The following is a 19,125-nucleotide window of genomic DNA, read 5'->3' as shown; positions in this document are numbered from 1 at the left end:
AGAGCCAAAGACCTGGCGGATGGGAAGGTCGTCGTTACGGGTCTGTACAAGACGGCGCAGGAGAAGCACGGTTACGGCAACTCACTGCCGAGGTTCCAGCTCCTGGTCAAGGATTTGATCGAGGTTTGGAAGGTCGCCCCGTATCCGGCCGCGGGTGGTGTGTCGGCGTCGGGTTGGCCTGAGACCGAAGATCTCGAGGCGGGCCCGGGGCGTTCGGAATCGGTGGCCGGTTCGGAGGCGGCACCGGTTGAATCTTCATCGGTGGCTACGAAGGTTCTTGAGCGGGTTGGTCGGCGGGGTGTTGTGTTCTGGGGAGCGGAGTCTTTCTTGCAGCCGGTGGTGGGGGCTGCGGGTGATGGATTCGACGAGGCGTTGGTGGAGTCGTTGCGCGCTGCTGGGGTGGAGCGTGCGCCTGGCATTGTGCGTGATTTGAATCAGTTCGTGATCGAGAAGGTGACGCCGAAAGATGTGCCGGCTGAGCTGTCGTCGGTGGCGGACTTCCAGGAGCTGTTGGAGAACGGTGTTCGTGGCGGCTGGGTCAATCATGGAAAGGCGATGGTGGTCGGGTGGCATCTGACGCCGGTCACCGTGGTGGGTGCGGATGGTGTGGTCCGCCGGTACGGGCCTGACTCGCCGGTGGGCGTGCTGGTGGTGGAGGGAGAGGAGGGGAGGTTCCTCGCCGCGGTGCGGTTGCTGCGGGTCGGGGATCTCGAGATCGATCTGGCCGCCGGTGGCGTCGTCCGCAAGAACGGGGAACAGATTACGCCGCTCGCTTACCAGCGCAAGATGTTGATGCTCTACGCCAACAATCACGGTCATCCCGTGCCGCGAACCGAGATCATCAAGGTAATTCGCGGCGATCAGTCTCACATCGGGAGTTTCGAGGCACACCGAGGGTTCCGTAGAAGAATCAAGGATGTTCCGGGTGAATCTCAGCTGATCATCCCGGTTAACACGGATGTGGGTCCGGGCTTGCGTTTTGGACCGCGTGAACTGCGTGCGTCAGAGGTCGCAGTCGAGTGGGTGCGGGTTGAAGATCTCGCGATCGATCTGGTCGGTGGCGAGGTCCGTAAGGACAAAAAGCCGATCGTGCTGTCCGGCGTCGAATGGAGGATGTTGAAGTTCTTCGTCGACAAACGCGGGGACTTCGTGGCGAAGACCGACCTGATTCAAGAGGTCTGGGGTAAGGACATCGCTAGTGAGCCGTTCTGGCGGACTCTCCTCCAACTCCAGAAAAAGATCGGGAAAGACCTGATCGCTATAGTTCGCAATGGTCGCCAGGATCCGACCTTTCGTTTTGGGTCCGCCGGATCGGCTGAGGGGCTCATACCGGAGGGGCTGGACGGCCGGGCCGGCGTAGGAGTCGGGTCCGGTAGTGCCGTGGATGGTGGGCCTGCGGAAGAGTCTGATGATGCTCGGTCTTCCGCCGCTGTGCGACAGGATTCATCGGGCGCTGGATCCGTTGTTCCGGACTTTGATGGCGTTGATTTCGTGGGAGCGGAGGAATGGCTGGAGCTCGGAGATCCTTGGTGGGACAACTTCTATGACGACGTGAACCTCTCTACTCCGAATCCGGATGCTGTGTGGCCGGCGATGGATTGGGAGCCTGCGGAGGGTTCGGGGTCTCCGGGCTCGGGCGCGGAGATCGGCGAGCGGGCCGGTGAGTCGTCGGGCGGTCTCCGCGAAGGGGCACCGGATTCCGGTAGCGGATTCGCGGATGGGTTCGGGGGCGAAGATGTGGCGGCGGGCCGAGGGCGTTCGGAACCGGGGGCCGGTTCGGGCGCCGAGGAACCGCTGAGGATCGGAAATCTTGAAATCTACCGGCAGGAGGTCTTCAAGGGCGGGGAGCGGATCAATCTGGTCGGACCCGTACGGCGGATGTTCGAGTACTTCGTCGAGCATCGCGGGGAAGTCCTGCAGCGAGACAAGGTGGAGCGGGCGGTCTGGGGGGGAAGGAAAGTCAGTGATTGGACGTACGAGAAGACCGTTAATCGCCTTCGTGAAAAGATTGGGAAAAACCTGATCGTTGCGGATCGCGATGGCAAAATCAAGGGCTTGCGCTTCGGGCCTGCCACATTGGCGGAAGGGCCCAGGCCTGAGGTATCCGAGGTGGCCACGGCGTCTTCTTCGGTGGCTTCGGGTGTCTTTTTGCGGGTGGGCCGGCGGGGTGTTGTGTTTGGCGGTGTGGAGTTCTTGTTGCAGCCAGTGGGGGCTGTGGGTGATGGATTCGCTGAGGCGTTGGTGATGTCGTTGGGCGCTGTCGCGCAAGGTGCCCCTGGCACGGTGGACGCATTGCGTGAGTGGGTGGGGAATCGCATAACGGCGGCGGAGTTGCCGACCGAGGTGTCGTCGGTGGAGGAGTTCCGTGCGCGTGTGGCCGAGGGGGTTCGTGGTGGTGAGTTCAACGATGCGATGGCGAAGGTCCTGGGACGCGAGCGTGGTGTGCCGGTCACTGTGGTGGATGCGGGGGGTGTGGTTCACCGGTATGGGCCTAACTTGCCGGGGGGCGCGCTGCTCGTGGAGGAGGAGGGGAGGTTCCTCGCCGGGGTGCGGTTGCTGCGGGTCGGGGATCTGGAGATCGATCTGGCCGCCGGTGGCGAAGTCCGCAAGAGCGGGGAACAGATCACGCTGCTTGGTTACCAGCGCAAGATGTTGATGTACTTCGCCAACAATCACGGTCATCCCGTGCCGCGAACCGAGATGATCCAGGCAGTCTGGAGGGGCGAGCCGCCTCACAGTAACTCTTACTACAAGACTCGCAAAGGCCTCCGTGCGAATATCAAGGATGTTCCGGGGGAAACTCAGCTGATCATCCCGGTTAACACGGATGAAGGTCCGGTCTGGCGTTTTGGGCCGCGTGAACTGGGTGCGTCGGAGCTCGCGGTCGAGTGGGTGCGGGTCGAAGATCTCGCGATCGATGTGGTCGGTGGTGAGGTCCGTAAGGACAAAATGCCGATTGAATTGTCCGGCAATCAGTGGAAGATGTTGCGGCATCTCGCCATCAATCACGGGAATATCGTGACGAGGGCCGACCTAATGCAAAAGGTCTGGGATAGGGAGGTCCATTACACTACGTTCGCGAGCGCTCTCCGCGATCTCCTCCAGAGGATTGGGGATGACCCGCGTAACCCTCGGCTGATCGTTGCAAGACCGGTAGACGGGGATCCGGCCTTTCGTTTGGGGCCGGCCAGGTCGGCTGAAGGGCCTAGGCCGGAGGAGCCGGAAGGCCTGGCTGACGAAGGGGCCCGGTCTGGTAATGCCGTGGACGGTGGGCCGGCGGGGGAGTCTGGCGATGATCGGTCTTCCGCCGTTGTGCGACAGGATTCGCCAGGTGCTGGGTCGACCGTTCCGGATTTTGGTGGCGCTGCTTTCCTGGAGGCGGAGGGAACGCTGGAGTTCGATCCTGGGTGGGACCCCTATGCCGGCTATGAGGCGGACCCTTCTGCTCCCGATTTGATGGATTGGGTGCCGGGTTCGGGTGAGGTGAACTCGGCCATCGACGTGGACCCGGTCGGTGGTCTGGTGGCCCAGCCGTGGGAGGAACCGGACTGGACGTTCCCGGCGCCGAGTGCGCCGCCGCGCCGGCGGTCGGCCGACGCCTCACCTGCGTACGCGTTCGATTCGGTGACGCTGCGGACGTGGGCTCATCGGCGGGTCGGGCCGGTGAAGCCGGTGAAGGAGCCCGCGAAGAAGGTGGCCAGGCAAGCGCGCCCGGCCGACTGGCGGAAGGAATTGCCCAAGGCGCCGGTGGTGCCGGTTGAGACGGAACGCCTGGATCCGAAGTTCAGCTTCGCCACCTCTGGCGTGAACTCGCGCGAGGAGTTCGAGGAGCAGGGGGTGGCCGTTCAGGTCCGGGCGAATGTGCAGCGGATCCAGGCGGCGAACGGCACGTGGGTGCGGCACCACGTCATCACCCTCGCGGTCGCTCCGAAGCCCGGTGTCAGCGAGAGCGACGTGAAGAAGCTCGAGAAGGTACTGAACGACCTCCTCGATGAGCACGTCAACGACCGGGGGTATGAGCTTCCGAAGTCGAAGGATCAGCTCAGCATCCAGGCGATTCTGCGAATCGACCCGGGGCATCGGCAGGCCGTTCAGATCGGGACCGGTAAGACGGTCCGGAAGCGGACCGCCGAGGCGAAGGAGGAGGAGTGGAGACCCGACGCCCGTCAATGGGGGCTGGGGGATTCGCTGCGCGCCCTGCTGCATGAGGTGCTGCACTACCTCGGCCTGCCGGACGAGTACGAGGACGAGAGGTTCGTCTTCCGCAAGAGAAGCGGCTCGTCCGTCTCCGACGAGGCGGTGAGCACGGTCCGGTCGGACGGGATCATGTCGGCGGCGGCCTGGGACCCCTCCCAGGAGATGCCGGCGCGCTATGCGCGGATCATCGAGAACGTCGTCGACGCCACTGCCGTCCTGCGCGACCACCCGCTGAGCACATCGAGCGGCGCGGCTTCCGGCCCGGAAGCGGGGAGCACGTCCAGGACCTCTTCACCGGACTATCCGGTGGTGGGATCGCCGAACGACACACCGCTGTTCCCCGCACCGTCGGCGGGAACGACCGCTCAGAACACGTACGCCCCGGACCATACAGTCCTCGTACCGCCCGCAGTGGGTCACTTGTTCCTGCGGCGGTTCCTCGAGCACCTTCCGCCTGGTGAAGGCTATAGAGACCTGCTCAGAACCCATCTCGCCGAAGCCGTGCGATTCGGCGACAGGATCGCCGCGTCCTTCCTCAGTCATGAACAGACCGAGGTCGTCGCCGACGACATCGGGTTCCACCTGCTACTCGACCTGCCCGATCGCGCGGTGCAGGAGGTCCGGTTCCACGCGGCGATGCTCTACCTGCGCGGCGCCATGTCCTACAGTGCGCACTTCGGTGCCGAGGTCGGGATGGACAACTCCGCGGCCGCCTGGTCGTACGACGAGGTCAAGGGCCTGTGGAGCCTTACGGGACGGGCACGAGACTTCTTGGAGGAGTTCCGCGAGGAGTTCTGGATCGAGACCAGGCGGGCGCTCGTGTTCGGGAGCTTCAGCGAGCGGAGACGTCAGGTCTTCGAGCTGGGTGACCGGCTGCCCGTCGGGAATGATCTGCTCCTTCGCAACTACCTGCTCAACGGGCTCGTCGAGGACGCCCTTCCCGATCTGAGCAGGGCATCCCGCCCGTCCGCCCGTGAAAGGCTCCTCGGTGGCGATGACGGCATGCCGAAGGTCGAGCTGAGGATCCCCTACCTCGGAAACGGGGGGACGCCGACAGCGGAGGAGCGGCAGGAATACCACGCGACCCTCGCGGCCATGATGGAGGAGCTCCATTCCCAGGCCGAGCGGCTGTATGAGCCCTCCGACGAGGATCTCGCGCAGATCGCGGCGGAGCGGGACCGGCTGCAGGAGATGAAGGTGATCGGGGAACCGATCCCGTTCAGCCCGCCCGTACGTCTCGGTCCCCTGTACGCCGACGAGAGCTGGCCCGCCGCGCGGGATCGGTTCGAGACGAACGTCGCCGCGTCGCTGGCTCCGTACGCGCTGGACGCCGCGAATGCCGCCGTGGACCTGCTGGGCCTGGAGCCCTCGCCGAATCTGAGCGACGCCATGCACGCCTTCGACGCCGGAGTCCGGGAGCGGTATCCCCTCGACGGCTTCAGGAGCCTGATCGGATCGCGCAGCGCGGTCTGGATCCAGCGGATGGGAGAGCGCGGCCATCGGGTCGCCGACGAGCCGCTCGATCACGTCGAGGCGTTGTTCTCCGCCTACCGCGATCTGGCCCCGGACACCGATGACGGCAGGGGCATCCTCGCGGCGACGATCGCCTGGCGGGTGCCTCAGGGCGACCCGTTGTTCGACATCGTGCTGGCGTGGCGGCGGGCCGGGTACACCTCGGAGGCGGTGCGCTCCGCTCTGCGCGGCGAGGCCGCAGACCTGCACGAGTGGCTCGAGCAGACCTACCCGGAGACGGCGCTCACCCTGCCGCATCTCGGTCTCTACGAAGAGCTTTTCGGCCCCTATGTCTCCTCGGATGTCGCGGAGGCAGCCGGCGAGATGGGCCTGACAGCGGTGGAGGCCGCGGCCTTGCAGGACATCGGGGAGCTGACGGATCAGGAGACCGGCGACCCGATCGACGTGCTCCGGGCGGACATCGCCCGGCAGGCGGCCCTGAAGCTGGAGCAGGGCCGACACGAGGTGTGGGCCGCGACCTGGCGATCGGGCGATCCGGCGACCTTCCCTGACCGTGAACGGAGCCGGTCGGACTGGCAGCGGGTTCGGATCTGGAAGGTCTTCGGCTCGGCCGAGAAGGCATTGGCCTCTGTCACGCGGGGTGCCGAGCCCGGCTGGGTCGAGTTGCGGCACTTCGTGGGCAACGTGCGGCTCGCGGGCCCGCTCGGCGAGGTGTCCGACGACGGCGAGCTGGGCTACACCCTGGACGCCGGGTCCGTCAGACTCGTCGAGACCCGTTGGGGCTTCGACCGATCGACGCGCCGAACCATCGCTCACTGGGAGCTGGAGGATCCGTCCGCGCGGGAATCCGGCGAGCCCGTGCGCATGGGTGCGATCTATCGCAACGCGCTCTGGCCCGCCGCGCGGCGTGACTATGAGCGGACCGTGGCCACGGTCCTGGGGCGGCGGCCGCAGACGCTCCGGACGGCGGAGGAGGCCCTCGACCTGCTGCCACGCATCCCCGGCCCGGGGGCGAGGGTGGCCGACAAGCTGCGCGCATTCGCCAGCGAGGTGATCGGACAGCTGCCCGCCCAGGACAGGGAGATCATGCGGCGACGGACGCGTGACAGGGGCTGGCGGGCGCGGATGGAACAGCGCGGTTATGACCCGGCCTCCCTGCCGACCGGGATGAACCCGATGTTCTCCGCCTACCGCGCCCTCGCGCCGAAATCCGATGACGGCAAGGGGATCCTCGCGGCGGTGATCGCCTGGCGCGTACCCGACGGGGAGTCGTTGTTCGAGATCGTCCTGGCCTGGTGGCGCGCGGGGTACGGCGGCGAGACGGTGCGCCGGGTGCTGGACGGCGAGGCCGGGGAGTTCTACGAGTGGCTCGACCGGGAGCTCGCCCTCCGGACGGCGCTGAACGACCCACGTACGGTGCAGGCGCTGACACCGCCCCATCTGCAGGTCTACGACCGATTGATCCCCAGGAGCATCAGCCCGGGCGTCGAGGCCGCGGCCCGCGAGGCCGGTCTGGAGCCGCGGGACGCCGTCGCGCTGTTGCGATTCGGCGGCCTGCCCAAGAAGGGGACCAACGAGCTGGCCGACCTGGTCCGGGAGACGGCTCGGCGGGCCGTGGTGCGTCTTCCGCAGGAGCGGCGGCCGGTCTGGGCGGCGTGGCGGTGGACGCACGAACCGCAGCCGGGCCTGCGGGTGCCCGTGCCCGCGATCTGGAAGGTGTGGGGCTCGCCGGAGGCGGCCTTGGAGGCCCTCGCGCGGCAGAACCCGCAGGAGCCCGGCCGGCTGGTCTTGGCCCGGGTGAACGAAACCGTGCACGCCGCCGGTGCGTTCGGTGTGGGGACGGGTCAGCGGGACCTCTACTACGTGCTGGACAACGATGAGTTCGACGTCACCGATGTCCGGGCGGGCACTCACCCGGTGACGGGTGAGCCGATCGTCGAGCTCAGGCTCACATCTCCGCACGCGGAGGCCGAGGTCTCTGGTGACGAACCGGCCGGGGACGCGATGTCGGTCGACGGGCCCGCTCCGGCGGGTGGCGAAGTGGGGCTCGGTCCCCAGAGCGCGAACTCCGGCCCGTTCGGTGCGGTGGTGGGTATCCGCGGGGGAGCGCACCCCTTCGGGGCGGATCGCTGGTTCCACGTGCCGGGCATCCGCGCCTTGACACATTGGCGGATCCCTCAGGCGCGGAGTACTTCGCCTGCTCCGGCGACGTCTGGTGGGGACAGGCCGTGGACCCGTGGCCTCCTCCGCCGGGCTTCGGAGCTGTTCAGGTCTCGTCCCGGCACTGAAGCGGTTGAGCTGTCCGATCGCCGGTGGGAGATGGCGTCGTCGGCGGAGGCGTCGACGACGATCCAGGCCGGGAAGTCGGCCCTGACGGCCCTGACGGCCCCGACGGCCCCGACGGCCATGACGCAGCCGACCGTCCGACGGCCGTTGTCACCGATACCCGAGGAGCCGGAGGAGGTCCCGGGTCCGTCCACCCGCGCACCGGAACCGCTCGTGCCGTGGTACGTGGCGAATGGCGGGCTCGGTGACGGTTCCGTGTCGTCGGTCGCCGACGTGGTGGACGGGTCGCTGCCAGGCGGCAAGCTCGACGCGTCGGTCGCCCGCTGGATCGACGCCGTCACCGCCGGCCTGTCATCGTCCGCGGCGCGTGCGGTCCGAAAGAAGATTCTCGCGTTGCTGGCCGAGAAGGACCCGGCCAAGTGGGAGCGGCTGCTGCTCCACGGCAAGTTGATCGTCGAGGGGAGCACACGGGTCAGGCTGTCCTTCTCGGTGGAGCAGACGGAGTTCGCGCCGCCGGAGGACACCGGGGCCGATCCGGGCCACCAGACGTACTTCAGCAAGTACGGCGACACCACGTACGCCGAGCAGGTCTCGCGCGCACGCCGAAGCGGGAAGAACGTGTCGGTCGAGCCGCTCCTGTTCCTCGGGGTGGCGGGGCAGGCGGTTCTGTCGCACGTGTCGCCGGTCTTCAAGGTGGGGGCGGAGCGCGGCTACGGCTCCTGGCAGACCGTCCTGATGGAGATCCAGTCCGGGAACCGGGTCATCGCCAACGCCGCGCACGGTCACGCGGCGCGGATCCGGGTGCGGGCCACCGTGAACCGCGTCGAGCGGCCGGAACTCCTTCTCCCCGGGGAGGCGCGGCTGGCGTTCCCCAAGGTCTACTCGTCCGCCGCCGAGGCCGCCGTCCTCGCGGCGCCGCCCGGAAACGGCGGGCACCCGGTCGTGCCGGTCGTGAACCCGGCCGTGCTGCACGGTCTCGACCATGCGGTCACCGCGATCGTGCCCGAATCGTTGCTGGCGGGGCTGCGTAGCGTCCTCGATTTCCTCGGCTTCCCGGCGAAGGGCGTCGATGAGATCGTGCAGGAGATCGCCGAGGAGTACGTCAACGAGAAGACGTTCAAGGACCGCAGCCAGTGGTGGCTGACCGACAGCTGGGTCACGGGCCTGATCGACAAGAAGGTGTCCGCCTTCTCTACGTTCGAGGGGCATCTGGAGTTCGGCGGGCAGCCGCGCACCGTGCGGTACGTGGCGACCACCGACGAGGAGGTCCTGCTCCGTAACGACATCGCGGACACGGTGCGGATCGGCGACGGCCAGAAGCACAGCACCGGGGCGAGCGGCACCCCGGGCGTCGCCTTCGGGGTCGAGCTCGGCTCCCATCTGGCCACGCCCAGTGTCGATCTGCCGAAGCTGGGGTCCTCGCGCGAGTACGGGCGCTCCCTGACCTCCGGAGGCCAGCTCAAGAACGCCACGATGCGCAAGGACCGTCTGGTCCGCTACCAGACCGAGTTCGTGATGACGGTCTCGGTCAAGTCCGACCACGGCGACGTCCGATTCACCCTTCCGGTCACCGGCGAGCTGGGGATCGGCCTCGCGCATGCCAAGGAGTTCGAGCGCAGCGCTCTCGGTGGAGCGCTCACCGGCTCAGGGCTCATCCCCGCGGAACCGAAGGTGCCAGGAGCGCCGGAGGATTCCGAAGCGCCGACCGGGTCCACGGCGTCCGAGAAGGGGCTGCCGGCGGGGCCGGAGGTGATCGGGGAGAGTGCGCCGGTCCCGGGCGAGACGAACGGTGATGCGGCGGCGGCCCGGCCGGAGGCGCCTGCCGGTCCGGAACCTCAGGAGCCGACGGCGGCCGCCGCCGGGACGTCCACCGCGCCGGAGCCCGTGGCGACGCGTTCGGAGCCGTTCTGGGCCGACTTCGCGCGGCGGCTGAGGGCGCGGTTCACGGATGGACGCCCGCCCGAGCCCTTCCTCGATGGCGGCGTACGGGACACCGGCGACCTCATCGCGCTGGCCGACCGAGGGCCGATCGAGATCGTTCTTCCGCCCGCGCTGCACGACGCGTACGTCCCCCACTGGCTCGACGCGCAGGGCGGCTGGCAGGCGCTGTACGCGCATCCCGGCGTCAGCTGGGTCCTGCCGACGGACGAGCACGCGATCCTGGTCTCGCGTGAGGACTCCGGTGGCCCCGGCCCGGTGTGGCGGTACGTGCTGGACGAGGACACCCGGGTGGTCGGCGCGCTGCTCATGGACGACCTGGAGGGCGAGCGGCAGCCGCGCTGGTACGCCCCCAATCCGGCGGCCGACAGGCCCATGACGGCCGAGGCGCCGCGCCGGTGGCATGAGGATCTGCTGCCGCCCCTGCGCGCGGCGGGACTGACGGCCGTCACCGATTTCCTGGCCTCAGGGAGGACACCGCAGGTCCAGTTGACCGATGCGCTGCGGAGACGGCTGCAGGAGCCGGGCGAGGATCGCACTCTGAACGAGGCCGTCGACGCGCTGCTGGCGGAGCCGCGGATCCAGGTGCTGGCCGCCGACGGCAGGCGTGTGCAGGAGCAAGAGGGCGGAGAGCGGGCCGGCGTACGACGATTCGTTCTCGACGAGCGCGGCCAGGTCCACGGTCCGCTACAGGCCTGGCACCATGTGGTGCACCCCCGCGAGCCGCTCGCGCTGGCCGCCCGTGCCGGCCTGGGCGGGGGCATCGTGCGGGAGATGCCGGGCCGGGAGAAGGCCTACCAGGAGATCGTCGACGAGCTCGCCCGGCAGATGCGTGCGGTCGGCGTCGAGGGCACGATGTCCGCCGGAATGCGTCAGCACGTGGCGCGGGCGCTGGCCATGAAGTTCGGAGTGCCCGGCGGCCGCGGCACGTTCCAGGACGGCATCGATGGCGGCATCAGCCACGAGGTGACGATCGGCGGATACACGTTCAGGGCGGTGCTCTACCCCGAACTGCGGGCACTGCGCCGGGACCCGGTGGCCGAGGTCAACGTCAGCCTGGACACCCAGCGCAAGAACGTCGCGGGGTGGGACACCGAGGACAAGAAGGGCCGAACCGTCGGCGCAGGTTTCAAGCTGAGCGGCCGGCTCAGACTCAAGTACCTGTTCAGCCTGGACGTGCACCTGCTCGATGGGAAGGCTCAGCGTGCCCGGCACCACAAGGTCGGTACCGGTACCGGGGCCAAGGAGTACCGCCGCAAACGGACGAACGGAGACGTCACCCGCTTCGAGTACGAGACCGTGTACAGGTCAGCGGTCACAACGATCGGTAAGTCCGGAGACCTGGTCGCGGCCCGGGTATGGGAGCAGTCCGGCGACGAGTACTGGACCGCCGTCACCGTCTCCGACGCCTACCTGCCCGCCGAGCCGCTCCCCGCCGACGAGATCCTGACCTACGGCGAGGTCACGGTGAAGACCGGGCCGATGGACGAGGAGGGCTTCCGGCGGCTGGCCGCCCCGCTCGGGGAGGACCAGGGCGAGGAGTTCGACCTCACCAAGGAGGGCCTGACCGGCATCCACGTCGATCTGATCGGCGTCGGCGAGATCTCTGCGCACATGGCCGAGCTGGTGGCCGCGCACAACAGGGTGCCCAGGGCCACGCCGCAGGCCGACGCGTTCAAGCAGGTGCTGGCCGCGCTCGTGCCGGCCGGCCGCCGGTACGGCACCGCGGAGGGCATTGCGCGCACCGGGACGCACACGTTCCTGGAGTCCAATGCCCGGCGCCTGGAGAGCGGCCGTGGTCTGCGGATTCCGCTGCCCCCGACCGCCGATGGCTGGCGGCAGGAGATCAGGATCCGGAAGCGGACCTTCAACGTCCGCTATGAGCAGACGGTCAAGGGCGCCACCCTGGAGCAGTACACCGAGGCCGATCTGCGATTCGGTGAAGAGAACGCCGCCGATCACGCTCTCGGCGCCTCCACTGGCCCGGCTGCCGTGTTCCAGTTGGTTCCCCGTGGGGAAGGCGAAGCCGAAGCCCAGCAGAGTCAGAAGGCGGCCAGCCAGATCTCAGGCGGCGTCATCGGCGGCGGTGAGGTGGCGCGTGGCCGCAGCGTGAGCGACATGGGCGGTGCGCTGGCCCTGAACCTGGGCACTTACTCGGGCGACAGCGAACGGGTCAGCGCCGATGCCGTCTACACCATCGAGTACCGGCGCTGGCGCAACGTGAAGGGGACGGGCAGGTTCCGTCGCGCCATCGCTCAGGGGGCGGAGAAGCGCGCTCGCGCCGCTCTCGGGAAGGCGGGGAAGCGGGTCTCCTACCGCGTCGAACGGCACATCAAGATCGCCCGGGGCGTCGAGCTCCTCGTCCCGTACGTCCTCGCCGCCGACCACGGCCTGCCCGTGCCGCCCCGCGCGGATCTGCCGTCCGCGAAGGGCGAACGTCACTACCTCCACGACGACCTGGCCGTGGCCGCCGCGCACGTCGAGGACGTCGACGCGGCCGGCGTCGTCGACACGATCGAGGCCCTGCTCGGCGGCAACGTGGATCCGGACGTGCTCGCTGCGATCGAGACGGCCTATGACGAGGAGGCGATCCGCGACGAGTACAGCAACGGCACCGCACGCCGACGCGGAATCCACCGCATCCTCACCACCCCCGCCGAGACGTGGGGGGAGGGCCGTGTCTGGGACTACCTGAAGATGCCCGCCCGCAAGGACGGCACGCTGCACACCGGAATCCGCGTGACCGCCATCGATGACTCGGTCACCTACCGGCGGCCAAGGCCCGACGTGAAGGTGACGACCGGCGGACAGGCGTTCGTCCAGACCGGCGAGGACCGGAGCAGCGATCATGCCTGGCACGCCGGAGGCTTCCTCCACGGCCGGTGGGCGACCGCGCCGTTCGGTCTGCGGCCGGCCGGCGGTGGGAGCGCGAAGTACGAGCGCAGACACGGGCTGAAGGCCGGCCTCGGATCGACCGCGCGCGATGTCCGACGCGCCACGGCCAAGGACACCTCGCAGGAGTTCCGGCACGGCGTCCGGTTCCGCGTCGAGGTGTTCCACCGGTACTCGCCGAGCGAGTTCGCCCGGCGGACCGCGCAGGTGGCGGGGCTCGTGCCCGCGCTCGTGGACGTCCTCTCCGGAGGCGAGGCCCACCGGGTGTGGCGGCGCCTGTTCCCCGCCTCCACTCCGGCGGCCGCCACCGCGGAGGTACGCGGCCGGGCCAAGGTCCTCGTGCCCACTCACCTGACCGCCGCCGGTCCGAGACCGGGCTCGATGGCGGCCGGTGAGGCATCGGCTGTGGCGGCGGCGCCGGTCGAGGTGTCGCCGACGGTGACGCGCACACCGCCGCCGGCTCCCACGGCACTGGCCACCGCGCTCGCCGAGCACGTGCACGCCATGACGATGCCCGGGATCGAGCACCTGGCGGATTGGGCACCGGCCGCCGCGATGCCCCGGCGCCGGATCGACGATACGGCGGTGGCGCGCGGTGACGCACCGACGGCCGGAAGGTTCGACCCGACGCAGCAGGACGGCCTGACCGCTGACATCGCCCTCGCCGACCGCGACGCCACCGCCAACATCGACAAGCTGCTGCGCGGCACGTACCGCATCCCCTTGGTCGGCGGCGACCACCTCACCGTACAGATGGTGCCCACCCGAGGACGCTGGATGACCCGGGGCGGTTTCACTGCTCTCAACTTCCCCGAGCACTCCCAGGAACCGGCGCGGGAACACGAGACCGAACGGGGATGGACCTTCGATGGCGAGTTCGACCTCGGCCACAAGTTCGCCCAGCCGGTTGAGGAGGGTGCGGACCAGCCCCTGATCGACGGCGGGTGGTCCTCCGGCAGGGACAACCGGACCGCTCGTCTGCACAAGAACTCGGCCGGCGACTACGTCGAGTCCAACCGGCAGCGCGACGGCGACTACGACTACTACGTCTTCGACGCCCGGTTCCACGTCAGCGGCCCGCATAGGCACCACGTCGTCCTGGACGTCCCCGACGGCTTCGTCGGCATGGTCCCGGCCACGGTGGTCCGGCGGCTGATCAACGACCTCGGCCTGGACCTGGAACGGCCGCCCCTGGACGACGCCGAGCTACCGGCGTCGTGGGCCGAGAGCGGCACCCTGCCTCCCGAGGCCACCGCCGAGGTCATCGACCGGGCGGGCGGCATGGCGGCGCTCCGCGGCCGGCCTCTGCGGCTGTGGACCCACGCCGACCACCTGACGTCGGCCGCCGCGGCGGCGAAGCGGCTTACCGCCCAGACCGGCGTACCGGTCGAACTGCTCACCCGCGACGCCGACGGAACGATCAGCCGGTACCCGCAGAGCGCGCCGGCGACCACCTCGCCCGACGACTCGGCCGAGCCCGTCAAGCAGGCCGAGCCCGTCAAGCCGGAGAGCCGGCCGGACGGGGCGGCGACCGGCTCGACGTCAGGTCCCCCGGTTCTGCCGGAGCTGCCGGAGGGGCTGGGCGACTTCGAGGTCGAGTGGCCGTACGAGCAGGCGGCCGCCTTCGGCGGCACGCCGGCCGGTGACTCGGCCGGAGCCGAGGCGCCGGTCGAGTCGTCGGCCGGGAGGTCGGGCGGCTCGGGGGCCGCAGCGGATACCGGCGGCGTCGACGGCAACGGGCTCACGCGGCCGCAGGCGGCGGCGCTCGAGCGGATGGGGCTACGCCCGGTGCAGGTCCTCGCGGCCGGCGACGATGTCGTGCACGCCCTGCACGCGGTGGCGCCCGCCGAGGCGGCCGTGGCCGCCGGCGGACGGCCGGCGTCCCCGGTGGAGCTGCGGCGTTACTTGGCGGACACGCTCATCGCCGACCTGGACAGCGGCGCGCAGCGGTTCTGGCCCGCCGTGCGCATGCCCGACGGTGCCACGAACTACCAGGGGCGTGCCCTCATCGTCGCGCTGACCTCGCCGCATGGCCGGGCCGACGCGGACGAGGCGTTCCTGGCCGCGGCCGCCGCCATCCTGGGGCTGCGCATCGCCGTCCTGCGACCCGACGGCAGCACCGTCGAGTTCGGATCGCCGGCCGGCCGGCCGGTCGTGCTGGTGCGGCTGCTGGCGCCGGGCCCGTACACCGGCGTCTGGGCCGGCACCGAGCCGATCGCGGACGGCGGATCGCCGGCGACCCCGCCCGCGTCTCCAGCGCCGCGACCCCCGGTACGGCCCGCGCCGCCCACCGGCGGCGGCATCGGCGCCGTACCACCGCCGGCGCGGAACGCCGCTGCCACGGAGGCCGCGGCCCGCACGCCGGTCGCGAATCTCGACGCCGACCCGTTCCAGGAGAACGCGGGCGACGGCGGCGTACGGCGGCCAGCGCGGGCCGTTCAGACCGGTGACGACCCGGCGCGCACGACAAGCGGCACGACCGCCCCCCGGGCCGCCCTGGACGGGCCATCGTCCAGCCCCGGCCGATCACCGGGCGCCCCGCGTCGGGCGGACTCCCCGGCCGAGAGGCTGGAGCGTCGGCTCACCGCGATGCTGCCGGAATGGGACGGGTCGGCCCGGGACTGCGTGCCGCGGCTGGCGTCGGTCTGGCAGGGACTGTACGGCCGGCCGGTGGTGGCCGGGGATGCCGCGACGGTCGGTTCGGTGCGGCCGGAGGCGCGTTTGGCGGCGGCGCTGGGCGGTGACTGGCGTCCGCTGGGCGCACGGCCGGAGGACCTCGTGCCCGTGGTGGAGTCACTGGGAGACGGCGCCATGGCGTTCATCCTCGTCTCAGCACCGGACGGGCCGGGCCGTGCGTTCGCGTTGCGCAATGAGGGCGGGTCCCTGTTCTGGCTGGAGACGCAGGCGAGGGCAGGGGAACGGGTCCGTGTCATCGGTGTGCGCACGCCGGTGCCGGAGGGCGACGTTCGGGTGATCGTCACGGGTCCGACCGGCCGCGCGGTGCCGCTGGACTCCCGGCCGGAGACGCGCAACCTCGTGGACGCCCTGACCTTGGCGCGGACCGACGGCACGTATGGCATGAAGAGACATGAGCCGACCGTCGGCCACGCCGGGAAGCAGGGCACGAGCGAGGCGGCGGCCGAGCAGGCCGCCCGACCGGGCGGCGAGCCGTCGGCGATCGCCGAGGAGTTCGGAATCGAGATGGACTCCGGTACCGCGGTGACCGCGGTCAAAGAGAGCAACCCCCGAGCCCGTGCGGAGGTGCTCGCGAAGGTCCGGGAACGCCGGTGGACACCGGACGAGATGAGTGCCCTCCATGCCGCCCTCAAGCACTACGCGCCGATTCTCGGCAAGCGGCGAGAACGGTCGAGCCGTGCCGCGATCGCCCAGGAGGTCACCCACATCGGTGCCGTGGCCTTCGGCATCACCGATCGCGAGATCGACATGGGAATGGCCGGGCAGTACATCGACTCTCACAAGACGGTGAGCCTTTACGCCCCCGTTCTCTTCAAGAAGGACCTCGGCGGCGGTCGCAGGGAGATCGAGGGCACCATCACCCACGAACTGGCGCACGGGCTCCTCAAATACGCCCTGCCCGAATTCACCGAGGCGTTCGGAAGCTGGGGGCCGGATGGACGGCCGAAGCTGCGCGACGGCGTCGAACCGCCCTACAACGGGGCCAAGACCGTGGCGGAGGACCTCGAGACCTCGATCAGGGCGTCGTTCCTGGTGCCGGACACGCTCGCCGCCGAAGCGCCGAAACATGCCGCGGCCATTGCGGCATTGAGGCAGCGTGATCCGGAGTTGTTCGAGCGCGAGCCCGATGAGCGCGCGTGGCGGGCCGCCAAGCGCATCGCCGGAGAGCTGAAAGATCGGTTGCCGGAGTTCGCCAGGATGGTGGGCAGCTGGACCGAGGACGGTTGGCCTGATTTCGCCGGTGAACGGCCCATCACCCGCTATGGCGCGACCAACGCCAGCGAAGATCTGTCCGAAACGGCGAAATACTATTTCCTGGAGCCCGACACCTTGCGGGCGAAGGCGCCGCAGCGCGCAGCCTTCTTCGACCGGCTGATCGCCGAATGGGCCGTCCCGACGCCCGAGGCCCCTCGACCGGGTGAGCCGACGACCGCCGATCGGTCCGTCCGCCTGTACACACTGCTGGCCGGGTTCCTGGAGCGACGCCTCCAGCACGCGGAGGCCGACTACCGCACCCTGCGGGAGCGCCTCGATCCGGACGCCAGGGCCGCGATCGACGCGCAGACGCGCGCGATGACCGACCGCTTCTGGAGCGCCCACATGGCGGGCGGCCTCGCCGACGTGCCGGCAGATCGTCGCGCGCCGGCCCGGCTCGACGCCATGCGGCGCGCGACGGCCGACCTCGAAGGCCTGATCCGGGACCTCCACGAGCAGCTCGGCGTCCGGCCGGAACCGCCGGGCCAGGGCGTACGGGCACGCACCCACGTGTCGGACTACCTCGTAAGCGAGGTCAACTCCCGGCTGACCAGTTTCGGCGTCACAGAACTCTACGGCCGGGTCGGCCGCGGAGAGGTCGAACAGGCGCTGCGCGAGATCCCGCAGGGCGGACCCGCCGATCCCCGGGGACTGGCCACCGACCTCGCATATCAGATCGCCTTGGATGTGGTACCCCGGATGCTCGGGGGCGGACAGGGCACCGAGCATGAGTGGCCCTTCATCGTCCACGTTCACGAGGGTGATCCGTTCAAGAGCGAGAGGGAGGTCCTCGTCTTCAACCGCAGGACCGGCGTCAAGGTCGAGACCGACACGGGCCATATCGTCATGGCCGGTGGGCGCTACTTCGCTTCGCGGCAGTCGGCGCGGGCGTCGAAGCGGGGACGGGTCAAGGACAAGTCGGTCACGATCACCGAGGCGGTCACCCTCGTCGAGCGGGTGCTGCCGTTCGGCGAGGAGAACCGTTACGACCCCGGGGTCGTGGACGACGGCCTTAGCGACGTGAGGCGGCGGCTGAACAACGCGAAGCGCCTCCGGGACGGCGCGAGCGGGAAGGATGCGCGCGGCAGCACCCTGAGGGAGCTGTTCGGCGACGACCCCGACTACGAGTACGGGCCCCGGGCGGACGACGTGACCATCCTGCGGCCACCCGGGTCCGTGAGCACGGCCCGCATGCACCTCACCGAGGGAATACCGGTCGCGTTCATCCCCGCCTTCCTGGCCGAGGCCCAGGCGTTCATCACCAAGAATGACCTGCGGCAGGCGTTCCGCGCCGGGTCACGGTTCGGTGCGGACGTGACCCGGGATTACCTCAGCAGACGGCTGGGGCCGCGCGTGGGCCGGTTCGCCGTTCCGGCGATGGAGTACGTGCCGGGTGTCGCCGAGGTGCGGATGGCGGCGACGCTGCTGAACACCCACACCTTCGCCGCGGCCGATTCGTTCGTACGCGAGCTCGCCCTACCGAAGAACCACGTGCACGGGCCGTTGCGCACCTCCTTCGCCGGCATCCGTGAAACCCTCCCGGGCGACGTCCGGGAGTTCCTCGAGAACGGCCGTGACCGGCTGCGGAACAAGCTGGAGACGGACCTCCGGGAACGGCTCGGCCCGGCCATCCGCCGCTACGAGCAGCGCACGCGAAAGAAGAAGCAGCAGCCGCTCCCCCTGTTCGCCTACAAGATGAACCACGAGACGATCACCCTCGGCGACTACGCCGACAACATGCTGCTGCCGCTGAGCGAAGACCTCGACTTCGTCGAGCAGTACGACGCGTTGAACATCCGCACGGACCTCGAGGATACGGACGACAACGACGGCGCCCTCGCGATCGACCTGGCCGTGATGGAGATGCGCGATGTCGGTCCGCCCGGGCAGAGCCTCGAGGAGGACAGGCGCATCGCCCGCACGTTCGCCGTTATGGCACGGCGCTACTACGCGTGGGCGGAGCGGGTGCGGGCCAACCGCCAGACCGCCGAGGGCCGGGCCTTCGACGAGGGCCTGGCCGAGGCGGTGCGGGTGATCAGCGCTTACGCTCCCTCCGGCGGGGATCTGATCACCGCCGTTCGCGACTTCCTCGACTCGGTCGCGCGGCGGGCACCCGATGTCGTCCGTGCTCCGATCTTCCGCGACAACGTGACCAGCAACCCGCAGGCCGACGCGGTCATGGCGCTGCACTACCTCCTCCAGTACGGCAACGCCGCGGGCGCCCGCACCGTACGGCTCGCGGTCACCTTGATCCGAACCGCTCTCGTCGACGAGCGGAACGCGGGCTCGGTGCGCGCCCCCCGCCGCGACCTCGACCACTTGATCCGGATCGCCGACGAGGTCATCGCCCGTCTGCGCGCGTACGAACGCCAGCACCGCCCGACCTGA

1 protein-coding gene (running past one end of the window) is annotated in these 19,125 nt (G+C 69.5%); it reads left to right on the top strand.

Annotated elements, in window-relative coordinates:
• On the top strand, positions 1-19,125 hold the 3' portion of the coding sequence (locus NDW01_RS11885) for a winged helix-turn-helix domain-containing protein (protein WP_252819829.1). 17,106 nt of this gene lie to the left of the window's left edge; 19,125 of the gene's 36,231 nt are visible here — the last part of the coding sequence; the start codon falls outside the window, past its left edge; the stop codon is at positions 19,123-19,125.

Source organism: Actinoallomurus soli (assembly GCF_024055715.1).
Lineage (GTDB): Bacteria > Actinomycetota > Actinomycetes > Streptosporangiales > Streptosporangiaceae > Actinoallomurus > Actinoallomurus soli.
The sequence above is the reverse complement of the archived record's forward strand: the minus strand, read 5'-3'. Positions and strand labels throughout refer to the sequence as shown.